The 22,225-nt window shown below is 63.8% G+C and carries 19 protein-coding genes; 10 read left to right on the top strand and 9 right to left on the bottom strand.

Annotated elements, in window-relative coordinates; translation table 11 throughout:
* Positions 1–3 precede the first annotated feature (3 nt).
* The 4 genes from xdhA to MesoLj_RS01830 all read left to right on the top strand — a co-directional run bounded on the left by xdhA (position 4) and on the right by MesoLj_RS01830 (position 5,836).
* Entirely contained in the window at positions 4–1,485 is a 1,482-nt protein-coding gene (gene xdhA / locus MesoLj_RS01845; RefSeq protein ID WP_202324891.1) for a xanthine dehydrogenase small subunit, read from the top strand.
* On the top strand, positions 1,485–3,842 hold the full coding sequence (gene xdhB, locus MesoLj_RS01840; RefSeq protein WP_202324890.1) for a xanthine dehydrogenase molybdopterin binding subunit: 2,358 nt from the start codon (positions 1,485–1,487) through the stop codon (positions 3,840–3,842). The genes xdhA and xdhB overlap by 1 nt, the downstream gene beginning before the upstream one ends.
* Before the next feature lie 62 nt (positions 3,843–3,904).
* Positions 3,905–4,909 carry a xanthine dehydrogenase accessory protein XdhC gene (xdhC, locus tag MesoLj_RS01835; protein WP_202324889.1) on the top strand — a complete coding sequence of 335 codons (1,005 nt, stop codon included), beginning with the start codon at positions 3,905–3,907 and terminating at the stop codon, positions 4,907–4,909.
* A gap of 90 nt (positions 4,910–4,999) precedes the next feature.
* Positions 5,000–5,836 carry a PhzF family phenazine biosynthesis protein gene (locus tag MesoLj_RS01830; RefSeq protein WP_202324888.1) on the top strand — a complete coding sequence of 279 codons (837 nt, stop codon included), beginning with the start codon at positions 5,000–5,002 and terminating at the stop codon, positions 5,834–5,836.
* An 11-nt stretch (positions 5,837–5,847) separates the two neighbouring features.
* Here MesoLj_RS01830 and MesoLj_RS01825 read toward each other — a convergent pair whose 3' ends face one another.
* The 3 genes from MesoLj_RS01825 to MesoLj_RS01815 all read right to left on the bottom strand — a co-directional run bounded on the left by MesoLj_RS01825 (position 5,848) and on the right by MesoLj_RS01815 (position 9,450).
* Entirely contained in the window at positions 5,848–7,095 is a 1,248-nt protein-coding gene (locus tag MesoLj_RS01825; protein ID WP_202324887.1) for an LLM class flavin-dependent oxidoreductase, read from the bottom strand.
* Positions 7,092–8,066: an LLM class flavin-dependent oxidoreductase gene (locus MesoLj_RS01820; protein ID WP_202327136.1), complete on the bottom strand. Its 975-nt coding sequence runs from the start codon at positions 8,064–8,066 to the stop codon at positions 7,092–7,094. The genes MesoLj_RS01825 and MesoLj_RS01820 overlap by 4 nt, the downstream gene beginning before the upstream one ends.
* 463 nt (positions 8,067–8,529) lie before the next feature.
* On the bottom strand, positions 8,530–9,450 hold the full coding sequence (locus MesoLj_RS01815) for a LysR family transcriptional regulator (protein ID WP_202324886.1): 921 nt from the start codon (positions 9,448–9,450) through the stop codon (positions 8,530–8,532).
* 132 nt (positions 9,451–9,582) lie between these two features.
* On the opposite strand from MesoLj_RS01815, the gene MesoLj_RS01810 reads away from it, so the two are divergent.
* The 4 genes from MesoLj_RS01810 to MesoLj_RS01795 all read left to right on the top strand — a co-directional run bounded on the left by MesoLj_RS01810 (position 9,583) and on the right by MesoLj_RS01795 (position 13,959).
* Entirely contained in the window at positions 9,583–10,800 is a 1,218-nt protein-coding gene (locus MesoLj_RS01810) for a urate hydroxylase PuuD (RefSeq protein ID WP_056569160.1), read from the top strand.
* A 2-nt stretch (positions 10,801–10,802) separates the two neighbouring features.
* Complete coding sequence (gene guaD / locus MesoLj_RS01805) at positions 10,803–12,116, top strand: guanine deaminase (RefSeq protein WP_202324885.1); 1,314 nt, start codon at positions 10,803–10,805, stop codon at positions 12,114–12,116.
* Positions 12,117–12,193: 77 nt separating this feature from the next.
* Positions 12,194–12,697 carry a heme-degrading domain-containing protein gene (locus MesoLj_RS01800; protein WP_202324884.1) on the top strand — a complete coding sequence of 168 codons (504 nt, stop codon included), beginning with the start codon at positions 12,194–12,196 and terminating at the stop codon, positions 12,695–12,697.
* Entirely contained in the window at positions 12,694–13,959 is a 1,266-nt protein-coding gene (locus MesoLj_RS01795; protein ID WP_202324883.1) for a glycerate kinase type-2 family protein, read from the top strand. Before MesoLj_RS01800 ends, MesoLj_RS01795 begins: the two co-directional genes overlap by 4 nt.
* Positions 13,960–14,073: 114 nt before the next feature.
* On the opposite strand, the gene MesoLj_RS01790 is transcribed toward MesoLj_RS01795, so the two are convergent.
* The 4 genes from MesoLj_RS01790 to MesoLj_RS01775 all read right to left on the bottom strand — a co-directional run bounded on the left by MesoLj_RS01790 (position 14,074) and on the right by MesoLj_RS01775 (position 19,663).
* Positions 14,074–15,543 carry a UdgX family uracil-DNA binding protein gene (locus MesoLj_RS01790; RefSeq protein WP_202324882.1) on the bottom strand — a complete coding sequence of 490 codons (1,470 nt, stop codon included), beginning with the start codon at positions 15,541–15,543 and terminating at the stop codon, positions 14,074–14,076.
* Between the two features lie 2 nt (positions 15,544–15,545).
* On the bottom strand, positions 15,546–16,781 hold the full coding sequence (locus tag MesoLj_RS01785) for a putative DNA modification/repair radical SAM protein (protein WP_202324881.1): 1,236 nt from the start codon (positions 16,779–16,781) through the stop codon (positions 15,546–15,548).
* 87 nt (positions 16,782–16,868) lie between these two features.
* Entirely contained in the window at positions 16,869–18,269 is a 1,401-nt protein-coding gene (locus MesoLj_RS01780) for a glutamine synthetase family protein (RefSeq protein ID WP_202324880.1), read from the bottom strand.
* Positions 18,270–18,280: 11 nt separating this feature from the next.
* Complete coding sequence (locus MesoLj_RS01775; RefSeq protein ID WP_202324879.1) at positions 18,281–19,663, bottom strand: aspartate aminotransferase family protein; 1,383 nt, start codon at positions 19,661–19,663, stop codon at positions 18,281–18,283.
* 157 nt (positions 19,664–19,820) lie between these two features.
* Here MesoLj_RS01775 and MesoLj_RS01770 point away from each other — a divergent pair, with 157 nt between their 5' ends.
* A complete protein-coding gene (locus MesoLj_RS01770) occupies positions 19,821–20,273 on the top strand; it encodes a hypothetical protein (protein WP_140770156.1) in 453 nt (150 codons plus the stop codon).
* A gap of 18 nt (positions 20,274–20,291) precedes the next feature.
* Here the strand turns inward: MesoLj_RS01770 and MesoLj_RS01765 are convergent, their stop codons facing one another.
* A complete protein-coding gene (locus MesoLj_RS01765; protein WP_140770154.1) occupies positions 20,292–20,723 on the bottom strand; it encodes a MarR family winged helix-turn-helix transcriptional regulator in 432 nt (143 codons plus the stop codon).
* A gap of 52 nt (positions 20,724–20,775) precedes the next feature.
* On the opposite strand from MesoLj_RS01765, the gene MesoLj_RS01760 reads away from it, so the two are divergent.
* Positions 20,776–21,243, top strand: a complete 468-nt coding sequence (locus tag MesoLj_RS01760) for a hypothetical protein (RefSeq protein ID WP_244735269.1) — start codon at positions 20,776–20,778, stop codon at positions 21,241–21,243.
* Between the two features lie 2 nt (positions 21,244–21,245).
* Here MesoLj_RS01760 and MesoLj_RS01755 read toward each other — a convergent pair whose 3' ends face one another.
* The gene (locus MesoLj_RS01755) at positions 21,246–22,220 is read right to left on the bottom strand and encodes a WD40 repeat domain-containing protein (RefSeq protein ID WP_140770150.1); all 975 of its coding nucleotides are present in this window, start codon (positions 22,218–22,220) and stop codon (positions 21,246–21,248) included.
* Between the last annotated feature and the right edge of the window lie 5 nt (positions 22,221–22,225).

Below are 22,225 nucleotides of genomic sequence, written 5' to 3'. Positions count from 1 at the left end.
GGCATGGCCAAGGTCACCGTCCGAAACGAAATCCGCTTCATCCTGAATGGCAGGGATGTCGTGCTGTCGTCGGTTGCGCCCGACGCGACCCTGCTCGATTGGTTGCGGCTCGACCGCTCGCTGCGCGGCACCAAGGAAGGCTGCGCCGAGGGCGATTGCGGTGCCTGCACGGTGCTTGTCGGCAAGCTCTCCGCCAGCGGGCTGGTTTATGAAAGCGTCAATGCCTGCATCCGCTTCCTCGGCTCTCTCGACGGCACCCATGTCGTGACGGTCGAGCATCTGCGCGGTGAGCCCGGTAAGCTGCATCCCGTCCAGCAGGCGATGGTCGATTTCCACGGCTCGCAATGCGGCTTCTGCACGCCGGGCTTCGTCATGTCGCTCTATGGCCTGTGGATGAAGTCGCCGGACCCATCGAACGCGGCCATCGAAAAGGCCTTGCAAGGCAATCTTTGCCGCTGCACCGGCTATGAGGCGATCATGCGCGCGGCGCACGCCATCTCCAGCTACGGCAAGGCGGCAAAAGATCCGCTGGCGGTGGAGCGCAAGGCGATCACGGCGAGGCTGGAAGCCATGCATGACGGCGCCCGTATAGAGATCGAGTCGGGCAAGAAGCGGCTCATCGTGCCGGCCAATGTCGATGACTTCGCCGCCATGCTGGACAAGGAACCCGGCGCCACGGTCGTTGCCGGCTCCACCGATGTCGGCCTGTGGGTGACCAAGCACATGCGCGACATCTCACCGGTGATCTTCATCGGCAATCTCGACGGGCTGCGCACCATCTCCGAGGACAAGGGCGTCATATCGATCGGCGCCGGCGTCACCTACACGGAAGCCTTCTCGACCCTGGCCAAACGCATCCCGGCGCTCGGGCCGCTGTTCGATCGCATCGGTGGCGAACAGGTGCGCAACATGGGCACCATCGGCGGCAACATCGCCAACGGCTCGCCGATCGGCGATACGCCGCCGCCCTTGATCGCGCTTGGCGCGCGCCTGACGCTGCGCAAGGGCAAGAAGCGGCGCACGATCCCGCTGGAAACCTTCTTCATTGCCTATGGCAAGCAGGACCGGCAGCCGGGCGAGTTCGTCGAGGCGGTACATGTCTCTGTCCCGGCCAAGGGCACGAAGTTCGCGGTCCACAAGATCACCAAGCGGCGCGACGAGGACATCACGGCTGCCCTCGGCGCCTTTTTCCTGACGCTGGCCAGGGACGGTACGGTAGCCGATGTGCGCATCGCCTATGGCGGTATGGCGGCGACGCCAAAACGGGCGTCTTTCGTTGAACAGGCACTGCTCGGCAAGCCCTGGACCGAAGAGACGGTTGAAACGGCGATGGCCGAATACGCCAGGGATTTCACCCCGCTCACAGACATGCGGGCGTCGGCCGAATACCGGGCTCTTGCGGCCAGGAATCTGTTGCTGCGCTTCTTTGTCGAGACCACCGGCACCAGGGCACCATTCCAGGTGTCACGCAACGAGGCTGCCTGATGAACAAGCACGCCACGTCAAATCTCAAGGCCGAGAAGATCACTGGCGGCGTTGCCACCGATCAGCGGCATGATTCCGCCCACAAGCATGTCAGCGGCACCGCCGTCTATATCGACGACATGCCGGAACCGGCAGGTACGCTGCATGTTGGGTTGGGCCTGTCGAAAGTTGCGCATGGCACCCTGAAGAGCATCGACCTTTCGGCGGTGCGGACGGCACCCGGCGTGGTCGACGTGCTGACTTATGCCGACGTGCCCGGCGAGAACGATGTCTCGCCGAGCGGCATGCATGACGATCCCGTCCTGGCGGAAGGCAAAGTGCAGTTTTTCGGCCAGCCGATCTTCGCGGTCATCGCTGAAACAAGGGAAGCGGCGCGCCGTGCCGCGCGTCTGGCCAGGATAGAATATCACGAACTTCCAGCTATCCTCGGCATCTGGGGTCTGGATCCGGTCAAGGACAGGCAGGTCACCACGCCGCTCACCTTGCGGCGCGGCGACGCGGCCGCCGCGATCGCCAGCGCGCCCCGTCGGGTGAAAGGGCGCATGAAGCTTGGCGGACAGGACCACTTCTACCTCGAGGGCCAGGTCTCGTTGGCGGTGCCCGGCGAAGACGACGAGGTCACTGTCTATTGCTCAACCCAGGGGCCGAGCGAGACCCAGCACCTTGTCTCTCATGTGCTCGGCGTGCCGAGCCATGCGGTGACGGTCGAGGTTCGGCGCATGGGTGGCGGCTTCGGCGGCAAGGAAACGCAGGCCAACCAGTGCGCGGCCATCGCCGCCATTGCCGCCAAGAAGCTGAACCGCGCGGTCAAGATCCGGCTCGATCGCGACGAGGATATGACCGCTACCGGCAAGCGGCACGACTTCGCCATCGATTATGAGGTCGGCTTCGACGACGAGGGCAATATCCTCGGCGTCGACTTCATGTTCGCGCTCAATGCCGGCTTCTCTGCAGACTTGACCGGTCCGGTCGGCGACCGCGCGTTGTTCCATTGCGACAACGCCTATTTCTATCCGAATGTCCACGCCAAGTCGGCGCCGCTCTACACCAACACCGTTTCCAACACCGCTTTCCGCGGCTTCGGCGGCCCGCAAGGCATGATCGGCGCTGAGCGCGTCATCGATGAGGTCGCCTTCGCCGTCGGCAAGGATCCGCTCGAAATCCGCAAGCTGAATTTCTACGACCCGATGGAGGCGATCGGCAGCCGCAACGTCACGCCCTATCACCAGAAGGTCGAGGACTGCATCATCCAGCGCATCGTCGCCGAGCTTGAGGAAAGCGCCAAGTATGCGCGGCGGCGGCGGGAAATTTCGGCCTTCAACGCCAACAGCCGCTTCATCAAGCGCGGCCTGGCGCTGACCCCGGTCAAGTTCGGCATCTCCTTCACCAAGACCGAGTCCAACCAGGCCGGCGCGCTGGTGCATGTCTATGCCGATGGTTCCGTGCACATGAACCATGGCGGCACCGAAATGGGGCAGGGCCTGCACCTCAAGGTGGCGCAGGTTGTCGCCGAGGAATTCCAGATCGACCTCGAGCGCGTGAAGATCACCGCTACCACCACCGCCAAGGTGCCGAACACGGCGCCGACGGCTGCGTCCTCGGGCGCCGACCTCAATGGCATGGCGGCGCAGAACGCCGCGCGCCAGATCCGCCAGCGGCTGACCGATTTCGCCGCCGAGAAATACCAGGTCCCGGTCGACCAGGTGGTGTTCCTGCCCAACCGGGTGCGCGTCGGCAACCAGGAGGTCTCCTTCAACGACCTGGTCAGGCAGGCCTATATTGCACGCGTCCAGCTTTCGGCCGCCGGCTTCTACAAGACGCCGAAGATCCACTGGGACCGAAGCAAGGGCCAGGGCCACGCCTTCTATTATTACGCCTATGGCGCGGCCTGCTCTGAAGTGTCGGTCGATACGCTGACCGGCGAATACGTCGTAGAGCGCGCCGACATCCTGCATGATTGCGGCCGTTCGCTGAACCGGGCGATCGACATCGGCCAGGTCGAGGGTGGCTTCATCCAGGGCATGGGATGGCTGACGACGGAGGAACTGTGGTGGGACGACAAGGGCCGGCTGCGCACGCATGCGCCGTCGACCTACAAGATCCCGCTGGCGTCGGATCGCCCGAAGATCTTCAACGTGGCATTGACCGACTGGTCGCAGGCCTATGAGCCGACCATCCATCGCTCCAAGGCCGTCGGCGAGCCGCCGCTGCCGCACGGCATGTCGGTGCTGCACGCCCTGTCGGATGCGGTGGCCAGTGTCGCCGATCATAGAATTTGTCCACGCCTTGATGCGCCCGCGACGCCAGAACGCGTGCTGATGGCGATCGAGAGGTTGAAAGCGGCAAAACCGGCCTGATCGAGCCTTAACGTGCAAATCGGGCCGAAAAACGCTATATTTCCCGGGTGGGAATGCAGACGATGAACTCGAACGTGCAAAGCCTGAAAGCCTTCCTCGCCAGTGCCGGCCGGCTTGCTCTGGTCGAGGTGGCGGGCACCAAAGGCTCGACGCCGCGCGAGAAGGGCGCCTTCATGCTCGTCTCGCAGGCGGCGATCCTTGGCACGATCGGCGGCGGCCAGCTCGAATATATGGCGATCGACAAGGCCCGGCAGATGCTGGCGTCTTCACCCTCCCCCTTGTGGGGAGGGTCGGCCGGCAAAGCCGGCCGGGGTGGGGCTGCGGCGCTCGAAGGCCCCCCGCCCCGGACGACTGCGTCGTCCGACCCTCCCCACAAGGGGGAGGGTAAGGAAGCCCGCATCGAGGTCGACGAAATCTGCGCTACCCTCGACGTTCCGCTCGGACCGGAGATTGGCCAGTGCTGCGGGGGCCGCGTCGAGGTGCTGATCCGGCTGATCGACAGGGCAATCGAACAGAGGCTGATTGCCGACGCTGAAGCCGAGGAAGCCCATCTGCCGCATGTCTACATCTTCGGCGGCGGCCATGTCGGCCAGGCGCTGGCGTCGACGATCGCGCTCCTTCCCGTGCACGGTGTCGTCATCGAGACACGGGCCGAGGCGCTGGAGGGCATGCCGGAAACCGTCGAGACGCGGCTGACGCCGATGCCCGAGGCCGAGGTGCGAAACGCCCCTGCCGGCACGGCTTTCGCGATCCTCACCCACGACCACGCACTGGATTTCCTGATCGTCGCCGAAGCGCTGAAACGGAACGACGCTGGCTATGTCGGCATGATCGGCTCGAAGACCAAGAAAGCGACGTTCAAGAACTGGTTCCTGAAGTCGGCTGAAGGCAGCGAAGCCGAATTCTCCCGCCTCGTCTCGCCAATCGGCGGCGACGCCGTCAAGGACAAGCGCCCGCCAGTTATCGCGGCACTTGCCGCTGCCGAGATCATGACGGCGCTGGTGGTTCACAACGCTTCGTCAAATGCCAACCATCAGGTCCAGCAGGACAAGGCCCTGGCCGGTTAGCCAAGGGCTGCTCGTTGGCCTGCTTGTTTTCAATCGCAGGAAAATCCATTTGCGGTATCCACCGGGCGTTCCTGCATGAGGTGAGGATAGATGGACGTTCTGAAAATCGCGGCCTTCTCGGATGGCAACACCGGCGGCAATCCTGCCGGGGTCCTGATAGGCGACGTCTTGCCCGATGCCGCTGAAATGCAGCGTCTGGCAGCCGAGGTCGGGTTCTCGGAAACCGCCTTCGCCGCGCCGGATGGGGACAAGTGGCGGGTTCGCTATTTCTCGCCCGAAACCGAGGTTCCCTTCTGCGGGCACGCCACTGTCGCCTTGGGGGCCGCCCTTGTTCGGCGGTTCGGCGACGGGATTTTCCCGCTGATTCTCAACCAGGCCAGCATCACCGTCGAGGGTTTTCGCGATGGCGCGACCATCGCTGCCGCGCTGCAGTCGCCGCCGACACGCAGCAAGCCGGCACCGCCGGAACTGATCGCCGAGGCGCTGGCGCTATTCGGCTATGCCGCGACCGATCTCGATCCAACCATTCCACCGGCTCTTATCCATGGCGGTGCCGACCATCTGGTTCTGGCGCTGAAATCGCGCGAGGCGCTCGCCGCCATGCGCTACGATCTGAAAGCCGGCCAGGCCTTGATGCGGGCCGCAGGGCTGGTGACGATCCTGTTTGCCTATGCCGAAACGCCACGGCTTTTCCACACGCGCAATCCCTTTGCCTCCGGCGGGGTGTATGAGGATCCGGCGACGGGAGCCTCGACGGCGGCCTTCGCCGGCTATCTCAGAGACATCGGCTGGCCGCATGGCGGCGCGATCGATGTCGTGCAAGGCGAGGACATGGGCATGCGCTCGCGCCTGCACGCCGATATCTCGCCCGAGACAGGCGGGTCGATCAGGGTCTCGGGCACGGCGCGCATGATGGACGAAGCATAGAAGCTGCCGGCTCAGGCCGGCTGTTTCAAACCCAGATGGTCGCGCAACGTTCGGCCTTCATAGTCCCGGCGGAACAGACTGCGCCGCTGCAGTTCCGGCACCACCAGCGTGGCGAAGGCATCGAGCTCGCCCGGGAAATAAGACGGCATCACGTTGAAGCCGTCGGCGGCACCACCCTCGAACCGCGCCTGCAACTCGTCGGCGACCTGCGCCGCCGTGCCCACAATGCGCCAATGGCCGCGCGCGCCGGCGAAATGGCGGGCAAGCTGGCGGATGGAAAGGCCGTCGCGGCGCGATTGTTCGACGACCAGCGCCTGGCGGCTCTTCATGCCCTCGCTCTCCGGCAGTTCGGGCAGCGGCCCGTCGATCGGATAGCGCCAAAGATCGGAGATGCTGAGATAGCTGGAGAGCAGCGCCACGCCGACATCGTCGGGGATCAGTTCCTGCAATTCCTCATGCTTCTCGCGGGCCTCAGTCTCCGTTTCCGCCACCACGGGCGAGACGCCGGGCATGATCTTGATGTCGTCAGGCTCGCGCCCATAGGTCGCCATGCGTCCCTTGAGATCGTCGTAGAAAGCCTTCGCTTCCTCGAAGGTCTGAGCCGCCGTGAACACCACGTCGGCGGTGCGGGCGGCAAGATCGCGGCCGACATCCGAGGCGCCGGCCTGGACCATGACCGGCGCGCCCTGCGGCGAGCGCGGCAGGTCGAGCGGGTCGCGCACCGAAAAGCTCTGGCCGTCGTGGCCGGACGCCTTGCCGTGCCAAAGGCCGGTGACGACCTCGGCGAATTCGCGCGCTCGTTCATAGCGGTCGGCATGGGGCTTGAGACCTGTCGCACCGAAATTGGCGGCTTCGATCGGACTTGCCGAAGTGACGAGGTTCCAGCCGGCGCGGCCGCCGCTCAGATGGTCGAGCGACAGAAACGTCCGCGCCAGGCCGTAGGGCTCGTTGTAGCTTGTCGAGGCGGTGGAAACGAGGCCGATGCGGCTGGTCTGCACGGCCAGCGCCGAAAGCAGGCTGATCGGCTCGAAGCCGATCGAGCGCGACGTCTGGCTGGCGATGCCGATATTGGCCTCGCGCAGCCCGGCGGCGTCCTCGCAGAAGATCATGTCGAACTTGGCCGCTTCCGCCGTGCGCGCCAGCTGGATGTAATGGTCGATGTCGATGCCAGCCGTCACATGGGACTTCGGATGGCGCCATGCGGCGATGTGGTGGCCTGTTGCCCACAGAAAGGCGCCGAGCTTCATCTGCGCGCTCATTGCTCACCTCCGCCGGCAAGGCCAAGATGCGAGCGCAACGTCGTGCCGTGATAGGTCTCTCGAAGAAGGCCGCGGCGCCGCAACTCCGGCGCGACACGATTGATGAAATCGTCGAATACCGAAAGCTGTGACAACTGGATGCTGAACCCGTCGCAGCTTCTTGCGCGAAATTGGGTTTCCAGCCTATCGGCCAAGGTGGCCGAGCTGTCATCGGGCGCTAGCGAGATATTCGTCAGCACCTTCACAGCATCCGGATCGCGCCCAGCCGCCGTGGCGCGACGCTTCAGATCATCATAGCGTACTTTCGCGCTCTCGACCGACCCGCTCTCCAGCAAGATGACATCGGCGATGCGGGCCGCAATATCCAGGTCAGGCTCCGACAGACCGGAGAACACCAGCACCGGCGTATCCTGCGGCGAACGCGCGACGTTCAGCGGCCCGCGCACGGAGAAGAACTCGCCCCTGTGGTCGAGCAGGTGCATTTTCCCGGGATCATGGAAGCGTCCGCCGGTCTTGTCGAACAGCAGCGCATCCGCGTCCCAGCCCTGCCACAGGCCCTGAACGATGCCGATATATTCCTCGCCGCGGCGGCGAAAGTCGGTGTCGTAAAATCCTTCCGGCCGGCTGAAATTCGCGGCCTCGCGAGGGCTCCGCGCCATCGTCGCGTTCCAGCCGGCGCGGCCATGGCTGATGATGTCGAGCGAAGCGAAACGGCGCGCCAGATTGTAGGGCTGGTGGGCGACTGTCGAGGCCGCCGCGACCAGTCCGATTCTGTTGGTCACCGTCGCGAGGGCGGCGAGCAAGGTCGTCGCTTCGAATGGGCTGCTTGATGGCCCGTCCGCGGTGTCGGAAATCGCGACCATGTCGACGCCGACTGCTTCTGCCTGTCGCACGAATTTGCTGATCCAGCTGAAATCCAGCACGGCCTCTCCGGTGGCGGCAGCGATATCGAGCGAAATGGCGAGATGCATGCAGGCGGCCCATTTCGGCTGCGACCGGCGTCGTGCAGCCATCCGGCTACCAACCTAGGCTCGCTTTCGCACAAGGCAACGGGCTTCAGTGGGCCACCGGGCTGTCACTTGCCGGCCAGGCATCGCTTCGCTTGAGGTGGAAGTCTTGACAGCCCGAATGTTGCGTTGGTGGCCGCATACTTCGGCAATTAGCCTGAACCTCCATCACGTCGTCATTCTAGGGCGGAGCAAGGAGCGAAGCGACGCGGCGCAGACCCTAGAATCCATGCCGTGACTCTGAAGTGTTGCGACGGTGCAAAATTCTGCGCCGCTGCGCCCCCATCGAAGGTCACGGAATGGATCCTCGGGTCTGCGCTCCGCTTCGCGTCGCTCCGCCCGTGGATGACGAAGTTGGGGAGGCTTCGGCCAATCTAGGACGTAGGCGCCAAACATCGACCGGTGCCTTCCGCGCGGCAGGCGGCCTCTACTTACCAGCAAGAATGTCGTTGATCAGGCGCTGGCAGCGCTCGGCCATGAAATCCAGCAGCAGCCGCACTTTCGGGTCCTGCAGCTTCTTATGCGGATAGACCGCGGCAAACTGTACCGGCGTCGGTGGTGTGTTGCTCAGGATCACCTTCAATCGCCGGTCGCGGATGAACGGTTCGACCTCGAAGCGCGGCTTGTTGATGATGCCGCGTCCCGACAGCGCCCAGCCGGTCAGCACGTCGCCGTCATCCGTGTCGTAAGGTCCGTGCACTTCGAATTTCTGGGGCCCGGTGGGGGTCTGCAGCGTCCAGACATATTCGCGCGCGCCGGAATAGCGCAGCATCAGGCAGTCGTGCTTTCGTCCGATCAGCTCCTGCGGCTCCACGGGCTCGCCGCGCGCTTCCAGATATTTCGGTGCCGCCACCAGCACGCGCTCGCATTCCATGATGCCGCGCATCCGCAGGCTGGAATCCTCGATGATGCCAAGCCGGAAGGCGACGTCGATGCCTTCCTTCATGATGTCGACATTGTGGTCGGAGAGCCTCAACCGCACTTCGATATCGGGATACTTATCGTGGAAATCGGGAATGCCCGAGGCGACGAGCCGCCGGCCGAGGCCAAGCGGCGCGGTCACGCGGATGGTGCCGCGCGGCTGGCCGGAAAGGGCCGAGACGGCGGCTTCCGCTTCGGTGATGGCCTCCAGCACCTGCTTGGCGCCGGCGTAGAAAACCGTGCCATGTTCGGTCGGCATCAATTGCCGCGTCGTGCGGTTGAACAGCCGCACGCCAAGATGCTTCTCCAACTCCTTGATACGGTTGGAGGCGACCGCCGGCGAAATGCGCATGTCGCGCCCCGCCGCCGACAGATTGCCGAGCTCGACGACGCGGACGAAGACGGCGATGTTGTCGAGATAGGCCATACGGAGCACCTTCGCCGCTTTTCGGCGATCAGCCTAGTATTTTCCATTTTTTTTTGAAAGTCATCGTACACCTCGCCTCTTTCCGTTTGCGCGCCACACCGTAAAGTCACCCAATCGGCAGGGACGACTTCAATGATGGATTTCGCGATTTTCTGGGACTGGCTGAGCTTCGCCGTGCGGTGGCTGCATGTCATCACCGGCATCGCCTGGATCGGCTCGTCTTTCTATTTCGTCGCGCTCGATCTCGGCCTGCGCCAGCGTCCCGGCATGCCTGTCGGCGCCTTCGGCGAGGAATGGCAGGTGCATGGCGGCGGCTTCTACCACATCCAGAAATATCTGGTGGCGCCGGCCGAGATGCCCGAGCATCTGACCTGGTTCAAATGGGAGTCCTACGCCACCTGGCTGTCCGGTTTCGCCATGCTGTGCGTGGTCTACTATGCCGGTGCCGATCTGTTCCTGATCGACCCCAATGTGCTGCCGATGTCGGTGCCGGTCGGCATCCTTTTGTCCATGGCCACGATCGGCGTCGGCTGGGTGGTTTATGATCTGCTCTGCCGTTCGCCGCTTGGAAAAAGCGACACCGGCCTGATGCTGGTGCTCTACTGCGTGCTGGTGTTCATCGCCTGGGGGCTCACCCACCTGTTCACCGGGCGCGCCGCTTTCCTGCATCTTGGCGCCATCACCGCCACGATCATGTCGGCCAACGTCTTCATGGTCATCATTCCCAACCAGAAGATCGTCGTTGCGGACCTCATCGCCGGCCGCAAGCCAGATCCGAAATACGGCAAGATCGCCAAGCAGCGTTCGCTTCACAACAATTATCTGACGCTGCCCGTCCTGTTCCTAATGCTGTCGAACCACTACCCCCTGGCATTCGGCACGCAGTTCAATTGGGTCATCGCCTCGCTGGTGTTCATCATCGGCGTGCTTATCCGGCATTATTTCAACACCGTGCACAAGCGTGCCGGCAATCCGCACTGGACTTGGCTGGGTGCCCTCGTCCTGTTCATCATCATCATCTGGCTGTCGACCGTGCCGAAGGTGTTGACCGGCGAACCGAAGGCGTCGGCTTCGGCGGAAGTCTATATCGCCTCGGCGCATTTCCCGGCGGTGCGCGACACCGTGCTCGGCCGCTGCTCGATGTGCCATGCTCAGGAACCGGTCTATGAAGGCATCTATCACGCGCCCAAGGGCGTGATGCTGGATACCGACGCCAACATAGCCAACCACGCCCGCGAGATCTATCTGCAGGCCGGCCGCAGCCACGCCATGCCGCCCGCCAATGTCTCGCAGATATCAGACAAGGAACGGGCGTTGCTGGTGGCCTGGTTCGAAGGCGCGGGGAAATAGGCATGACCTCGACACTTCTGCGCGGCCGCACGCTGTCCTTCGTGCGCTGGCCGCAGACCATCGATGACCATTCGGCCTGGCGTTACGAGGAAGATGGCGGCCTGCTGATCAACGACGGCCGGATCGTTGCATCAGGCGCCTATGCGGATGTCGAGAAACAGGCCGGCGAGGGTGTAAAAAAGATCGATCACCGGCCGCATCTTTTGCTGCCGGGCTTCATCGACACGCATGTGCATTTCCCGCAGATGCAGGTGATCGCGTCCTATGGTGCCGAACTGCTCGACTGGCTGAACACCTATACTTTCCCGGAAGAGACGAAATTCGCCAACGCGCAGCACGGCCGCCGCGTCGCGCGGCTGTTCCTCGACGAGATGGTGCGCCACGGCACGACGACGGTGGTCGCCTATTGCTCGGTGCACAAGGCGTCGGCCGAAGCCTTCTTCGCCGAGTCGCATGATCGCAACATGCTCAACATCGCCGGCAAGGTGATGATGGACCGCAATGCACCCGACGGTGTGCTCGACACGCCGCAATCCGGCTATGACGACACCAAGGCGCTGATCGCGCAATGGCACGGAAAGGGGCGCCAGCATTATGCCATCACGCCGCGCTTCGCGATCACCTCCTCGCCGGAGCAGATGGAGATGGCTGGAGCGCTCTGCCGCGAGCATCCCGACCTGCACATGCAGACGCATCTGTCGGAAAACCACGCCGAGATCGCCTTCACCCGGGAACTCTACCCCTGGTCGCGCGACTATACCGACGTCTACGAGCATTACGGGCTGCTGGGCAAGAAAAGCCTGTTCGGCCACTGCATCCATCTGTCGGAGCGTGAGGCGGATGCGCTTTCGGACAGTGGCTCGGTGGCGGTGTTCTGCCCGACCTCGAACCTGTTCCTCGGTTCCGGCCTGTTCGATTATCAGCGCTACCGCACGCGTGACAAAGCCCTCAGGATCGCCGCCGCGACCGATGTCGGCGGCGGCACCAACTATTCCATGCTGCGCACCATGGACGAAGGCTACAAGGTGATCGCCCTGAACGGCGAGAAGCTCAACCCGTTCCAGTCCTTCTGGCAGATCACGCGCGGCAATGCCGAGGCGCTGTCGGTGGCCGATAGGGTCGGCACGCTGGACAAAGGCACCGATGCCGACATCGTCGTGCTCGATGCCAGGGCGACGGCGGCGATGCGGCTCAGGATGGAAACGGCGCAGACGCTGGCGCAGGAACTGTTTCTGCTGCAGACGCTGGGCGACGACCGCGCCGTGCACGAGGTCTATGTCGCGGGGCGGGCTGCCAAGGGCGACATGGCGAGTTAGAATGTCAGGTGCGTTCCTTGCTTGACCCGGCGGCAGCCATAGGTCAAAGCGTGCGGCGAAGTTGACAGGGGAACGACATGGCCGTTGCTGACGACATCGCACTGATCAGGAGACAGGAAGAAACCCTTGTCTTTCCCGCCTTCGACGAGGCCGTCGCCTTCAAGATCGGCTCAGCCATCCGCGAGCGCGCCTTGGCCGAAAACCTGCCCATCATCATCGACATCAGGCTGTGGGACCGGCCGCTCTTCTACGCTGCCATGCCGGGTTCGAACGCTTCCAATCCCGACTGGGCGCGGCGCAAGATCAATGTCGTCAGGCGTTTCCTCAGAAGCACCTATCGCATGGTGCTGGAACAGCAGCGCCCGGACCGCACCTTCAAGGTCGGCGAAGGCCTCGACATCTCGGACTATGTGCTCGCCGGCGGCGGCTTTCCGGTCACCGTCAAGGGCGCCGGCGTCATTGGCGTGATTGCTGTGTCCGGTCTGCCGGAGCGGGAGGATCACGGCGTTGTGGTCGATGCGCTGTGCGACCATCTCGGTATCGACAGTCGTGGGCTGGCATTACCTTCGGAATCCGAATGACTGTGCTCGATCCCAAGGCCTTTCTCACTTCCATCTTCGAAGCCGCGGTGGCCGCCGCCGATCCGGAGCGGACCATCCGGGACCATCTGCCGGCGAAGCCTAAGGGCCGCACCATCGTCATCGGCGCGGGCAAAGGCTCGGCGCAGATGGCGGCGGCCTTTGAGAAAATCTGGGATGGGCCGATCGAAGGGCTGGTCGTTACCCGCTACGGCTATGGCGCCAAATGCGAGCGCATCGAGATCATCGAGGCGGCGCATCCGGTGCCGGACGCCGCCGGCCTCGAGGCCTCGCGGCGCCTGCTCGCCAAGGTCCAGGGTCTCACTGAGGACGATCTGGTCGTGGCGCTGATTTCCGGTGGCGGCTCGGCGCTGCTGCCGTCGCCGGCCGCCGGCCTGACGCTGGCCGACGAGATCGCCGTCAACGAGGCCCTGCTCGCCTCCGGAGCGCCGATCGCGGCGATGAACACCATCCGCAAGCATCTTTCGACCATCAAGGGCGGCCGCTTGGCCGCCGCTGCATGGCCGGCCAAGGTGGTGTCGCTGGTTGTCTCCGACATTCCCGGTGACAATCCGGCCCTTGTCGCCTCCGGCCCGACCGTGCCGGATACCGGCAGCCGTCAAGACGCGCTGGCGTCGATATCGGCCTATGGCATGAACCTGCCGGCCTCGGTGATGGCGCATATCAATTCGCCGGCGGCCGATGCACCCGATCCCGGCGATCAGCGCTTTTCGCGCAATGAGGTGCATCTGATCGCCTCGGCCGGCGTGTCGCTCGATGCGGCCGCAGCAGAAGCCAGGCGGCAAGGTATCGAGGCCGTCATCCTCTCCGATGCCATCGAGGGCGAAGCGCGTGAGGTCGGTGGAGTTCATGCCGCGATCGCGCGCGAAGTCGCGACGCGCGACCGGCCTTTCCAGAAGCCGGTGCTGATCCTGTCCGGCGGCGAAACCACGGTGACACTGCGCGCCAAGGGAAAGGGCGGCCGCAATTCCGAATTCCTGCTCGCCTTCGCTGTCGGCATCAACGGTGCCGAAAATATCCATGCGCTGGCCGCCGATACGGACGGCATCGATGGCTCGGAAAACAATGCCGGCGCCTTCGCCGATGGTTCGACGGTTTCGCGCATGCGCGCGGCGGGTGTGGATGCCAAAGCGATGCTGGCGGGCAACAATGCCTGGACGGCCTTCAATGCGGTTGGCGATCTGTTTGTGCCTGGGCCGACCGGCACGAATGTCAATGATCTCAGGGCAATTCTGATCCGTTAGTTCACCTGCGGCAGCCGAAGCGCCTAAGCGTTCGGTCACGACAACCGTTGGTGATTTGCTGAAGCCTCTCAGCTCCGCCCGTGTATGACGAAGTCGCGGAGGCCTTCGCTCATCTCACGACCTCATCAGCCGTTTCACCTCTCTCATATCCCGCAGGAACCGCGCGCGCTCCGCCTCCTTCTCCGCCGGCTCATGGATGCGCAGGATGAAGGACGGGTGGATGGTGATGAACACGCGCAAGCCGTCTTCGCGTTCGATGACCTGGCCGCGCATCTTCGTCACCGGGATTGCCTTGCCGAGCAATGACAGTGCGGCCGTTGCGCCGAGCGCCACGGCAAGCTCCGGCTTGATCAGCGCGAATTCCCTGTCGATCCACCAGCGGCAAGCCTGCACCTCACCTGCATTCGGCTTGGAATGGATGCGCCGCTTGCCGCGCGGTTCGAATTTGAAATGTTTCACCGCGTTGGTGACGTAGACTTTCTGGCGATCGACGCCCGCATCGTCCAGTATCGAATCGAACACCTTGCCGGCCGGGCCGACGAAAGGTTTGCCGGCGAGGTCCTCCTGGTCCCCGGGCTGTTCGCCGACGAAGATGACGCTGGCGTTGTCAGGCCCTTCACCGAACACGGTCTGCGTCGCGTCGCGCCAGAGCGGGCAGCGGCGGCAGCTTTTCGCGGCCTCGCGCAACTCTGAAATGCTACTGGCGTCGTCATCGTCCTGCGCCTGCGTTGGTTCATGCTTCGGCCAATGCTTTGCCTGCACCTTGGCGTGATGCGGCGCTGGCCTCGTCGGCATTCTGGCAATCATCTCCTTGGCGGCCTTGTCCGCTCCTGCGATCAGGTCTGGAATGAGCGAAGCCTCGGGAAGGTTCCGCCAATATTTCTTCGGCATCTCCTTCTGCATGGCTTTCACCTTCAGCCGTGCCGGATTGAAGATGTTCTCGAAATAGGTGCGCCACAGCGCTTCGGTGTCGTCTTGTGCTGGGGCATCGGCCTTGGCGGCGCCCGGTCCGATGGCCAGCCTTTCGCCGTCCCAGTCGGCCGAGGCGTGCGGCGTCAGGATCGTCCAGCGCATGCCGGTGAAGCGCCTGACGAAGAAATCCGCGTTGCGTTCGACAATGAAATGATCGGGCTCGAACCAGGCGACATAGCGCTCCTCGTCGCCGTCACCGATCTTCCGGAAGCGAACGAAGGCATGCATCTTGTGGCTGTCGCGCCGCACCGCCTTTTCCATGGATTCAAGCCGCCTGGTATCGGGATCCGATGCGATCGCCAGCAGCTTCGGCTCCATGCGCAACCGCCAAAGCATCCGGTAAAGAAAGGCGAACCGGCCGGGGTCGGAATGGCAGAAGGCGGTTTCGGCACGCGCGATGAAGTCACGTGATACGACCAGCTGCACACCGGCAGGAATGGCTGGCAAGCCCGTCTGGCCCTGGTCCGAGTTGGATACGACATGCCAGCTGATGTCTTCGGGCCGGACCTCGTTCAACGCCAGCCGCCGTGCCGCGTCGCGCCAGCCGGCAAAATCAGTCTCGCCGTCGAGCCGTATACTATACCGTGCCAGGTTGAGCTCGGCCGGCCGCATGGTCAAAACAGCGCCAGTTGTTCGCAAGGTTGCACGATCTTGCCGCGCAGGCCCAGCTTGTCGGTGAGTGCTCCCGGTGACCAACCCTCGGCGATGATGAACGGCCTGAGCTTGGCGATCGACTGGCAAATCCGCCCGACATCTTCGAGCCGCATGCGCCGGTGGCGGCGGGTTTCCAGGATTCTCGCCACCACCTTGGTGCCGAGACCGGGAACTCGCAGCAGCGCTTCGCGGTCGGCACGGTTGATGTCGACTGGGAACCGCCCCCGGTTGCGCAGTGCCCAGGCGAGCTTTGGATCGATGGTGAGATCGAGCATGCCGTCGCTGCTGCCGGCCAGGATTTCCGGCTGTGAGAAGCCGTAGAACCGCATCAGCCAGTCGGCCTGGTAAAGCCGATGCTCACGCATCAATGGGGGCTTCTGCAAGGGCAGGGACGACGATGAATCCGGGATCGGACTGAAGGCCGAATAATAGATGCGCCGCAGATGATAGCTGCCATAGAGCCGGGCGCTGGTATGCAATATGCCGTCGTCGGATGTCTTGTCGGCGCCGACGATCATCTGCGTCGACTGGCCACCGGGAGCAAAGCGTTCGCGCTTTTTGGTCCGAAGTGTCGGCTCGGCTTTCTCCTCCATCTTCTGGCGCAACTTCGCCATGGAAAGGCGGATCGTTTCCGGCTTCTTTTCCGGTGCCAGTCTCTTGACGCCCTCGTCCGTCGGCAGCTCCACATTGATCGACAGCCGGTCGGCATAGAGGCCGGCCTTCTCGACCAGTTCCGCCGAGCTCTCCGGAATGGTTTTCAGATGGATATATCCTGAAAATTTCTCTTCCAGCCGCAGCCGCCGCGCCACCTCGACCATCTCGCCCATGGTTTCATCAGGCGAGCGGATGACGCCTGACGACAGGAACAGGCCCTCGATATAGTTGCGCCGGTAGAAATCCATGGTGAGCTTCACCACTTCGTCGATGCTGAAGCGGGCGCGCCGCACATTCGAGGACGAACGGTTGATGCAATAGCTGCAATCGTAGATGCAGAAATTGGTGAGCAGGATTTTCAAGAGCGAAATGCAGCGCCCGTCCGGCGCGTAGGAATGGCAGATACCCATCCCCTCCGTGGAGCCGATGCCGCCGGATGTCAGCGAATCCTTTTTCGCCGAGCCGGAAGAGGCGCAGGAAGCGTCATATTTGGCGGCGTCGGACAGGATCGCAAGTTTTTCACGAACAGTGAGTGCGCTCATATGTTCATGATATGTTCTAGAGAGGCAGTATGCTACCTCATTTGATGCAGGCGGCGAAAAAGTGATCGCCGCCGGGTCACTCAGCCATCAGACCTCGTGCAGGTAGAGATGATAATCCAGTTCGCTGACCGTGCGCGCCACGCGCAGATATTCGGATTGCTTGATTGCCACGAAGGTGCGATGCAGGTCCTCGCCGAGCGCGCCTTTCAGGAAGCTGGAGGCCTTGGCCGCTTCGATTGCCGCGCGCCAATCTGCCGGCATCGTCGTACGCGTGACGGCCGCTTCATAGCCGTTTCCAGTCGTTTCGGGGCCGGGATCGAGCCCTTCATCGAGGCCTTTGATGATGCCGGCGAGCACGGTTGCGGCGATCAGGTAAGGATTGGCGTCGACGCCGGACGGCCGGTGCTCGATGCGCCGGTTCCTGGCGTCGCCAGCCGGCACGCGTAGCGCCACCGAGCGGTTGTTGACGCCCCAGGTCGGCGCCACCGGCGCATAGGACTGCGAAACGAAGCGCCGCCAGGAATTGGCGTGCGGCGCAAACACCAGCATCGATTCGGCCATCGTCTGGATCAGGCCGCCGAGCCCCTGCAGCAGGGGCAGCGACCAGCTCTCGCCGCCGGCCTCGGCGAACACGTTTCGGCCGGCCTTGTCCTGCAGCGAGACATGGAAATGCATGCCCGAGCCGGCATATTTCTCGATCGGCTTGGCCATGAAACAGGCGGTGACACCATGGCGGCGCGCCTGCGCCCGCACCAGTCGCTTCAGCATGACCAGATCGTCGGCCGCCCGCATCACATCCTTGCGGTAGTTCAGCGTCAACTCGTATTGGCCCGGCGCATATTCGGAAATAACCGTCTCGGCCGGAATGCCCTGCGCCTTGGCCGCGGCGTAGATGTCCGAGAACAGCGGCTCCATGCCGTGCAGATGGTCGACCGAATAGACTTCCGTCTTGCCGGACACGCGGCCGTCGAGCACGGCACGCGCCGGCTGCACCTTGCCGTCGGCATCGCGCTCGTTGGCCAGGAGAAAAAATTCCAGTTCGAAGGCACCGGCCGGATAAAGGCCCTTGGCCGCGAGGATATCGACCTGCCGTGCCAGCGCCAGCCGCGGATCCGAAGACATGGGTTGGCCATCGAGATGGTACATCGCCATCAGCACCTGGCCGCGCGGCGGGCTGGTTCCATAAAGCGGCACCAGCGTGCCGGGAATCGGCCAGGCCCGGAGGTCGCCGTCGCCTGTGGTCCAGATCAGCCCGGTCTCGTGTACATCCTCGCCGGTGATGTCGAGGCCGAGGATCGAGATCGGCATGTGCCGGCCGCCCTCGAAAATGCTTTTAAGTTCATGCCGGCGCACGATCTTGCCGCGGCCGACGCCATTGGCGTCGGTCAGCACGATATCGAAGGCCTCGATCTCGGGATGGGCGTCGAGAAAGGCTTGCGCCTCGGTGGGCGAGGAGCCCGAAGGCGAGGTCACGATGGCATTGTCCATGGCCGCTTGTCTCATGCCGCAAGCTTTGCCGCAACCGCGCCGAAGGCGGTGATCAGCCGGTTCACCTGGCTGCCTGTGGTCGCCGGCGAGATCAGCATCATGTTGTGGAAGGGCGCGATCAGCACGCCGCGATTGACCAGCGCGACATGGATGGCGGCTTCCAGTTCCGGCGCGTGCGCGCCTTCCGCCTCCGCACCGTTGCGCAACGGGCCGGGTGCGCAGATGAACTCGACGCGGGCGCCGACACGGGCGACATGCCAGGGCAGGCGGTAGCGGTCGATCACCCCGGTCAGCCCGGCATCCAGACGCCGGGCGAGATGATCCATGCGGTCATAGTTCTCCGGCGTCATCACCTCCTCGAGCGTGGCGCGCATGGTGGCGAATTGCAGCGGGTTGGCCGACAGCGTCGTGCCCATGCCGGAATAGCCGGGCTCTTTCGTCCGGTTGTAGTCGGCGTAGCGGGAAGCTACCTCCTCGCTCATGCCCCACACACTTGCCGGCACGCCGCCGGCGATCGGCTTGCCCAGTACGAAGAAGTCGGGGTCGAGCCCGTATTTCCTGGTGTAGCCGCCGGGGCCGGTCGAGATGGTGTGCGTCTCATCGATCAAAAGCAGCGTCCCGGTTTCGCGTGTCAGCTTGCGCAGCGCGTCATGGAAGCCCGGATCGGCCAGCACCATGCAGGAATTGGTCAGCACCGGCTCGGCGATGACGCAGGCGACGTCCCGGTCCTTCAGCGCGGCCTCGAGCGCGGCGACGTCGTTGAACTCGATCACCTTGGCCGTGCGCGTCAGGTCGCGGAACTCGCCCGCCAGCCCCGGCCGGTTGACCGGCTTGCCGTCGACCAGCCGCACCATCGTCTCGTCGACCGAGCCGTGATAGCAGCCGTTGAAGACCAGGATTTTCTCGCGCCCGGTGACGGCGCGGGCGACGCGCAGCGCGAAGCGGTTGGCGTCGGTCGCGGTGGTCGCGATCTGCCAGAACGGCAGGCCGAATCGCTGCTGCAGCAGCGGCCCGATGGCAAGCGCGTCTTCCGAAGGCAGCATGTAGGTCAGGCCGCGCCCGGCCTGGCGGCGGATGGCGCGCGCCACCGGCGGCGGCGAATGGCCGAACATCGAACCGGTATCGCCAAGGCAGAAATCGTCCAGCCTGTTGCCGTCTATGTCGGTGATCGTGGCGCCCCTGGCGCTGTCGACCAGGATCGGAAACGGTGTCGGCCAGTCATTCATCCAGTGCATCGGCACGCCGCCGAAGAAGCCCGGCAGGCCGTTACCGACCTTGGCTTGCGATTTCGGCCGCGCCGCGCGGAAGGCCGCCCCCTCGGTCTCGCGCAATTGTGCGATGCGGTCACGGCTGATGCCGCCGATGGACGTCGTTGAACTGTCGCTGCTGTGCATGGAAACCCCTCTGGCTGGTCCCTCTTAGCCAATCCATGTCCGCAACCGCAATTGGCCGCGCGTCTGTTCTGCATTGGCTCAGCGTCTGGCAGCGCCGCTTGACCGTGCTGTCGAAGTCAGCGCCAATATGAGCGGGAATTGGTGTGGGGGACCAAGGATGCGAACAATCATCTGTGTGGCAATGCTTCTGGCGTCGGCCGCCCCGGCCTTCGCCTCTGGCGGCATCTGGTGCAACGTCGACGATACGGCGGTGACATTCGACGTCGGCGCCGGCGTCACCAGGGGCATGGGCGGCCCGACCTTCAACTTTCGCGGCGATCTCGAAATCAAGGCGAGGCCGGCTGGCGATGGATTGCGCAAGACGGCGTTCGAGGATTCCAACCTGACCCAGTACTGGCTGGACGACAAGGAACTGCGGCTGAACATCTACCACGAGCACGAGGTGGCGGACACCTTCGATTCAGTCGAACTGACGATCCTGACCAAGGCGAGCGACGAAGGCGTCTATGACGGCCGGTACACGCTTGCCGTCTATGACAGCACCGCCGACAAGGACAAGGATGGCAAGCCGGCTGAATTGACGGGCAAGGTGTCGTGCGGAGCCGAGTAGACTCGCCGATCGGTCGTGTCAGCCTGCCTGCATCGAGGCGATGGCGCGTCGCATCAGGTCGAGAAACACCAGCCGCTCGTCTTCGCTGAAGCCGGTCAGGGCGACCTCGTTCTGTAAACGCGCGGCCTGTGTCGCCGGCTCGCGCAGGCCAACCGCCTTCGCGGTGAGATGGATCGACTGCGAGCGCCCGTCTTCGGGGTGCAAGCGTCGTTCGATCAGCCCGTCACGTTCCATGCGGATCAGCGTGTTGGCCATTGTCGCCTGTTCCACGTTGAGACGCCGCACGAGCTCGCGTTGGGTGAGGCCATCTTCATCCCACAGCGCCAGCAGCGTCATGAACTGGGCGGGCGCCAGGCCAAGCGGCCGGATGCGCTGCTGCAGCCCGTTGGCAAACAACCGCGCCATGTGGTTGGCCAGGAATCCGGCGGATCGTTCCTTCTGAAATGCCATGCCCACCAGATAATTGTTGAATAGCATGCTATGCAATGATATATAGCTTGCTATGGAGATGAAGATGAAAACCAAAATTCATGCAGCGGCGGGCGCCGTCGCCCTCATCACGGTTTCTGCTTTCTGGCTGTCGACGGCCACTGTTGAACTGCTCGGCGACACGGCCGCGATTACAGCGGTCAAGAACTACGTGCTGGCCGGCATGGCTGTGCTCATACCGGCGATGATCATCGCCGGCGCGTCGGGCTTCTCACTCGGCAAAGGCTGGAAGAGCCCGGTCGTGGCACGCAAAGCGCGGCGCATGCGCATCATCGCCGCCAATGGATTGCTGGTGCTCGTGCCCTCGGCCTTCCTGCTCAGCGGCTTTGCCGCGGCCGGTCGCTTCGACAGCCTTTTCGTGATCGTCCAGACGATCGAACTGGTAGCCGGCGCGACGAACATCGCACTGCTGTCGCTCAACATGCGCGATGGGCTGTCGCTGCGCCGCAAGCCTCTTCGGCTGGCCGCGCGGGCGCGGTGAGGTCAGGCCGTGATGTCGATAACCCCGCAGTCGCCGGCGGCACTGCCGAAGGCGATGCGGCGTTCTTCCTTGTCCCACATCATCGATGTGATGGCGCCCTTGCCCTGCCGGCGCAACAACACTTCCTTGGCATCGGCGAAACGGGCGGCGATCACCATGCCGTCGTCATAACCGATCGCCACGACATCCTGGCTTGGATGGCAGGCGACGCAGGTCACCATCGTATTGCCGCGCGTACCGAGTTCCAGCGGCGCCTTGCCCATCGGCCCGTCCTTGCCGGAAAACGGCCAGACGATCGCCGCCGGGGCTCCGGAACTCGCCAGCCATTTGCCTTTGACGCTCCATGACAGGCTTTTGACCTTGCCGGGATAGCCGCTCATGCGCATGTGCTTGCCGTCGGCCAGCTTCCAGCCATGCAGTGCGTTCTCCTGCATCGTTGTGACGAGGAAGGCGCCATCGGGCGAGAAGGTGATGCCTGTGTGGGCGCCGGCCCATTCGAGTTCCACCGGCTTGCCCTCGGCGGCCGGAAAATGCAGCGTCGCGCCATTGTAGCGGGCAACGCCGAAGCGCATGCCCTTGGGCGAAAACGCCAGCCCCTCGACCGAACGCGGATGGGCGAATTCCCTGGTCTTGCCATCGGCGAAGCGCACGAAGGCGGTCTTGCCCGTGGCGTAGGCGATGGCGCCCTGCGGCCCGGCGGCGACGCTGGTGATCCACTTTTTTCCGGCGCTGGCCAATTCCCCGACATTGCCGCCCGCAGCAACGGCAAACACCTTGCCGTCCTCGCCGCCGGTGATCAGCCGATCGTTCGCCGCATCGTGGAAGGTGGCGAGCAACCCGTCATTGGCCTGCGTCGTCTTGTGGCCGTTGTCGAGCCGATGGATGGCACCATCGGCCAGCGCGAAATGCGGCACGTCGCCAAGGAAGACGGCGGCTAGGCAATGGCCTTCGAGATCGAGGGGGGCGACTGTGGGCATCAGAA

Source organism: Mesorhizobium sp. 113-3-9, from assembly GCF_016756515.1.
In the GTDB taxonomy this organism is placed as follows: domain Bacteria; phylum Pseudomonadota; class Alphaproteobacteria; order Rhizobiales; family Rhizobiaceae; genus Mesorhizobium.
This window is presented reverse-complemented; position numbering and strand designations above follow the sequence as displayed.

Excerpts from the sequence above, each read along its gene's own strand:
- MesoLj_RS01755 (WP_140770150.1), bottom strand. The coding sequence starts at position 22,220 with ATGCCCACAGTCGCCCCCCTCGATCTCGAAGGCCATTGCCTAGCCGCC.
- MesoLj_RS01775 (WP_202324879.1), bottom strand. The coding sequence starts at position 19,663 with ATGCACAGCAGCGACAGTTCAACGACGTCCATCGGCGGCATCAGCCGT.
- MesoLj_RS01820 (WP_202327136.1), bottom strand. The coding sequence starts at position 8,066 with ATGCATCTCGCCATTTCGCTCGATATCGCTGCCGCCACCGGAGAGGCC.
- xdhC (WP_202324889.1), top strand. The coding sequence starts at position 3,905 with ATGAACTCGAACGTGCAAAGCCTGAAAGCCTTCCTCGCCAGTGCCGGC.
- MesoLj_RS01800 (WP_202324884.1), top strand. The coding sequence starts at position 12,194 with ATGGCCGTTGCTGACGACATCGCACTGATCAGGAGACAGGAAGAAACC.
- MesoLj_RS01790 (WP_202324882.1), bottom strand. The coding sequence starts at position 15,543 with ATGCGGCCGGCCGAGCTCAACCTGGCACGGTATAGTATACGGCTCGAC.
- xdhB (WP_202324890.1), top strand. The coding sequence starts at position 1,485 with ATGAACAAGCACGCCACGTCAAATCTCAAGGCCGAGAAGATCACTGGC.
- MesoLj_RS01785 (WP_202324881.1), bottom strand. The coding sequence starts at position 16,781 with ATGAGCGCACTCACTGTTCGTGAAAAACTTGCGATCCTGTCCGACGCC.
- MesoLj_RS01760 (WP_244735269.1), top strand. The coding sequence starts at position 20,776 with ATGGAGATGAAGATGAAAACCAAAATTCATGCAGCGGCGGGCGCCGTC.
- MesoLj_RS01815 (WP_202324886.1), bottom strand. The coding sequence starts at position 9,450 with ATGGCCTATCTCGACAACATCGCCGTCTTCGTCCGCGTCGTCGAGCTC.
- MesoLj_RS01830 (WP_202324888.1), top strand. The coding sequence starts at position 5,000 with ATGGACGTTCTGAAAATCGCGGCCTTCTCGGATGGCAACACCGGCGGC.
- MesoLj_RS01825 (WP_202324887.1), bottom strand. The coding sequence starts at position 7,095 with ATGAGCGCGCAGATGAAGCTCGGCGCCTTTCTGTGGGCAACAGGCCAC.
- guaD (WP_202324885.1), top strand. The coding sequence starts at position 10,803 with ATGACCTCGACACTTCTGCGCGGCCGCACGCTGTCCTTCGTGCGCTGG.
- xdhA (WP_202324891.1), top strand. The coding sequence starts at position 4 with ATGGCCAAGGTCACCGTCCGAAACGAAATCCGCTTCATCCTGAATGGC.
- MesoLj_RS01780 (WP_202324880.1), bottom strand. The coding sequence starts at position 18,269 with ATGGACAATGCCATCGTGACCTCGCCTTCGGGCTCCTCGCCCACCGAG.
- MesoLj_RS01810 (WP_056569160.1), top strand. The coding sequence starts at position 9,583 with ATGATGGATTTCGCGATTTTCTGGGACTGGCTGAGCTTCGCCGTGCGG.
- MesoLj_RS01770 (WP_140770156.1), top strand. The coding sequence starts at position 19,821 with ATGCGAACAATCATCTGTGTGGCAATGCTTCTGGCGTCGGCCGCCCCG.
- MesoLj_RS01795 (WP_202324883.1), top strand. The coding sequence starts at position 12,694 with ATGACTGTGCTCGATCCCAAGGCCTTTCTCACTTCCATCTTCGAAGCC.
- MesoLj_RS01765 (WP_140770154.1), bottom strand. The coding sequence starts at position 20,723 with ATGGCATTTCAGAAGGAACGATCCGCCGGATTCCTGGCCAACCACATG.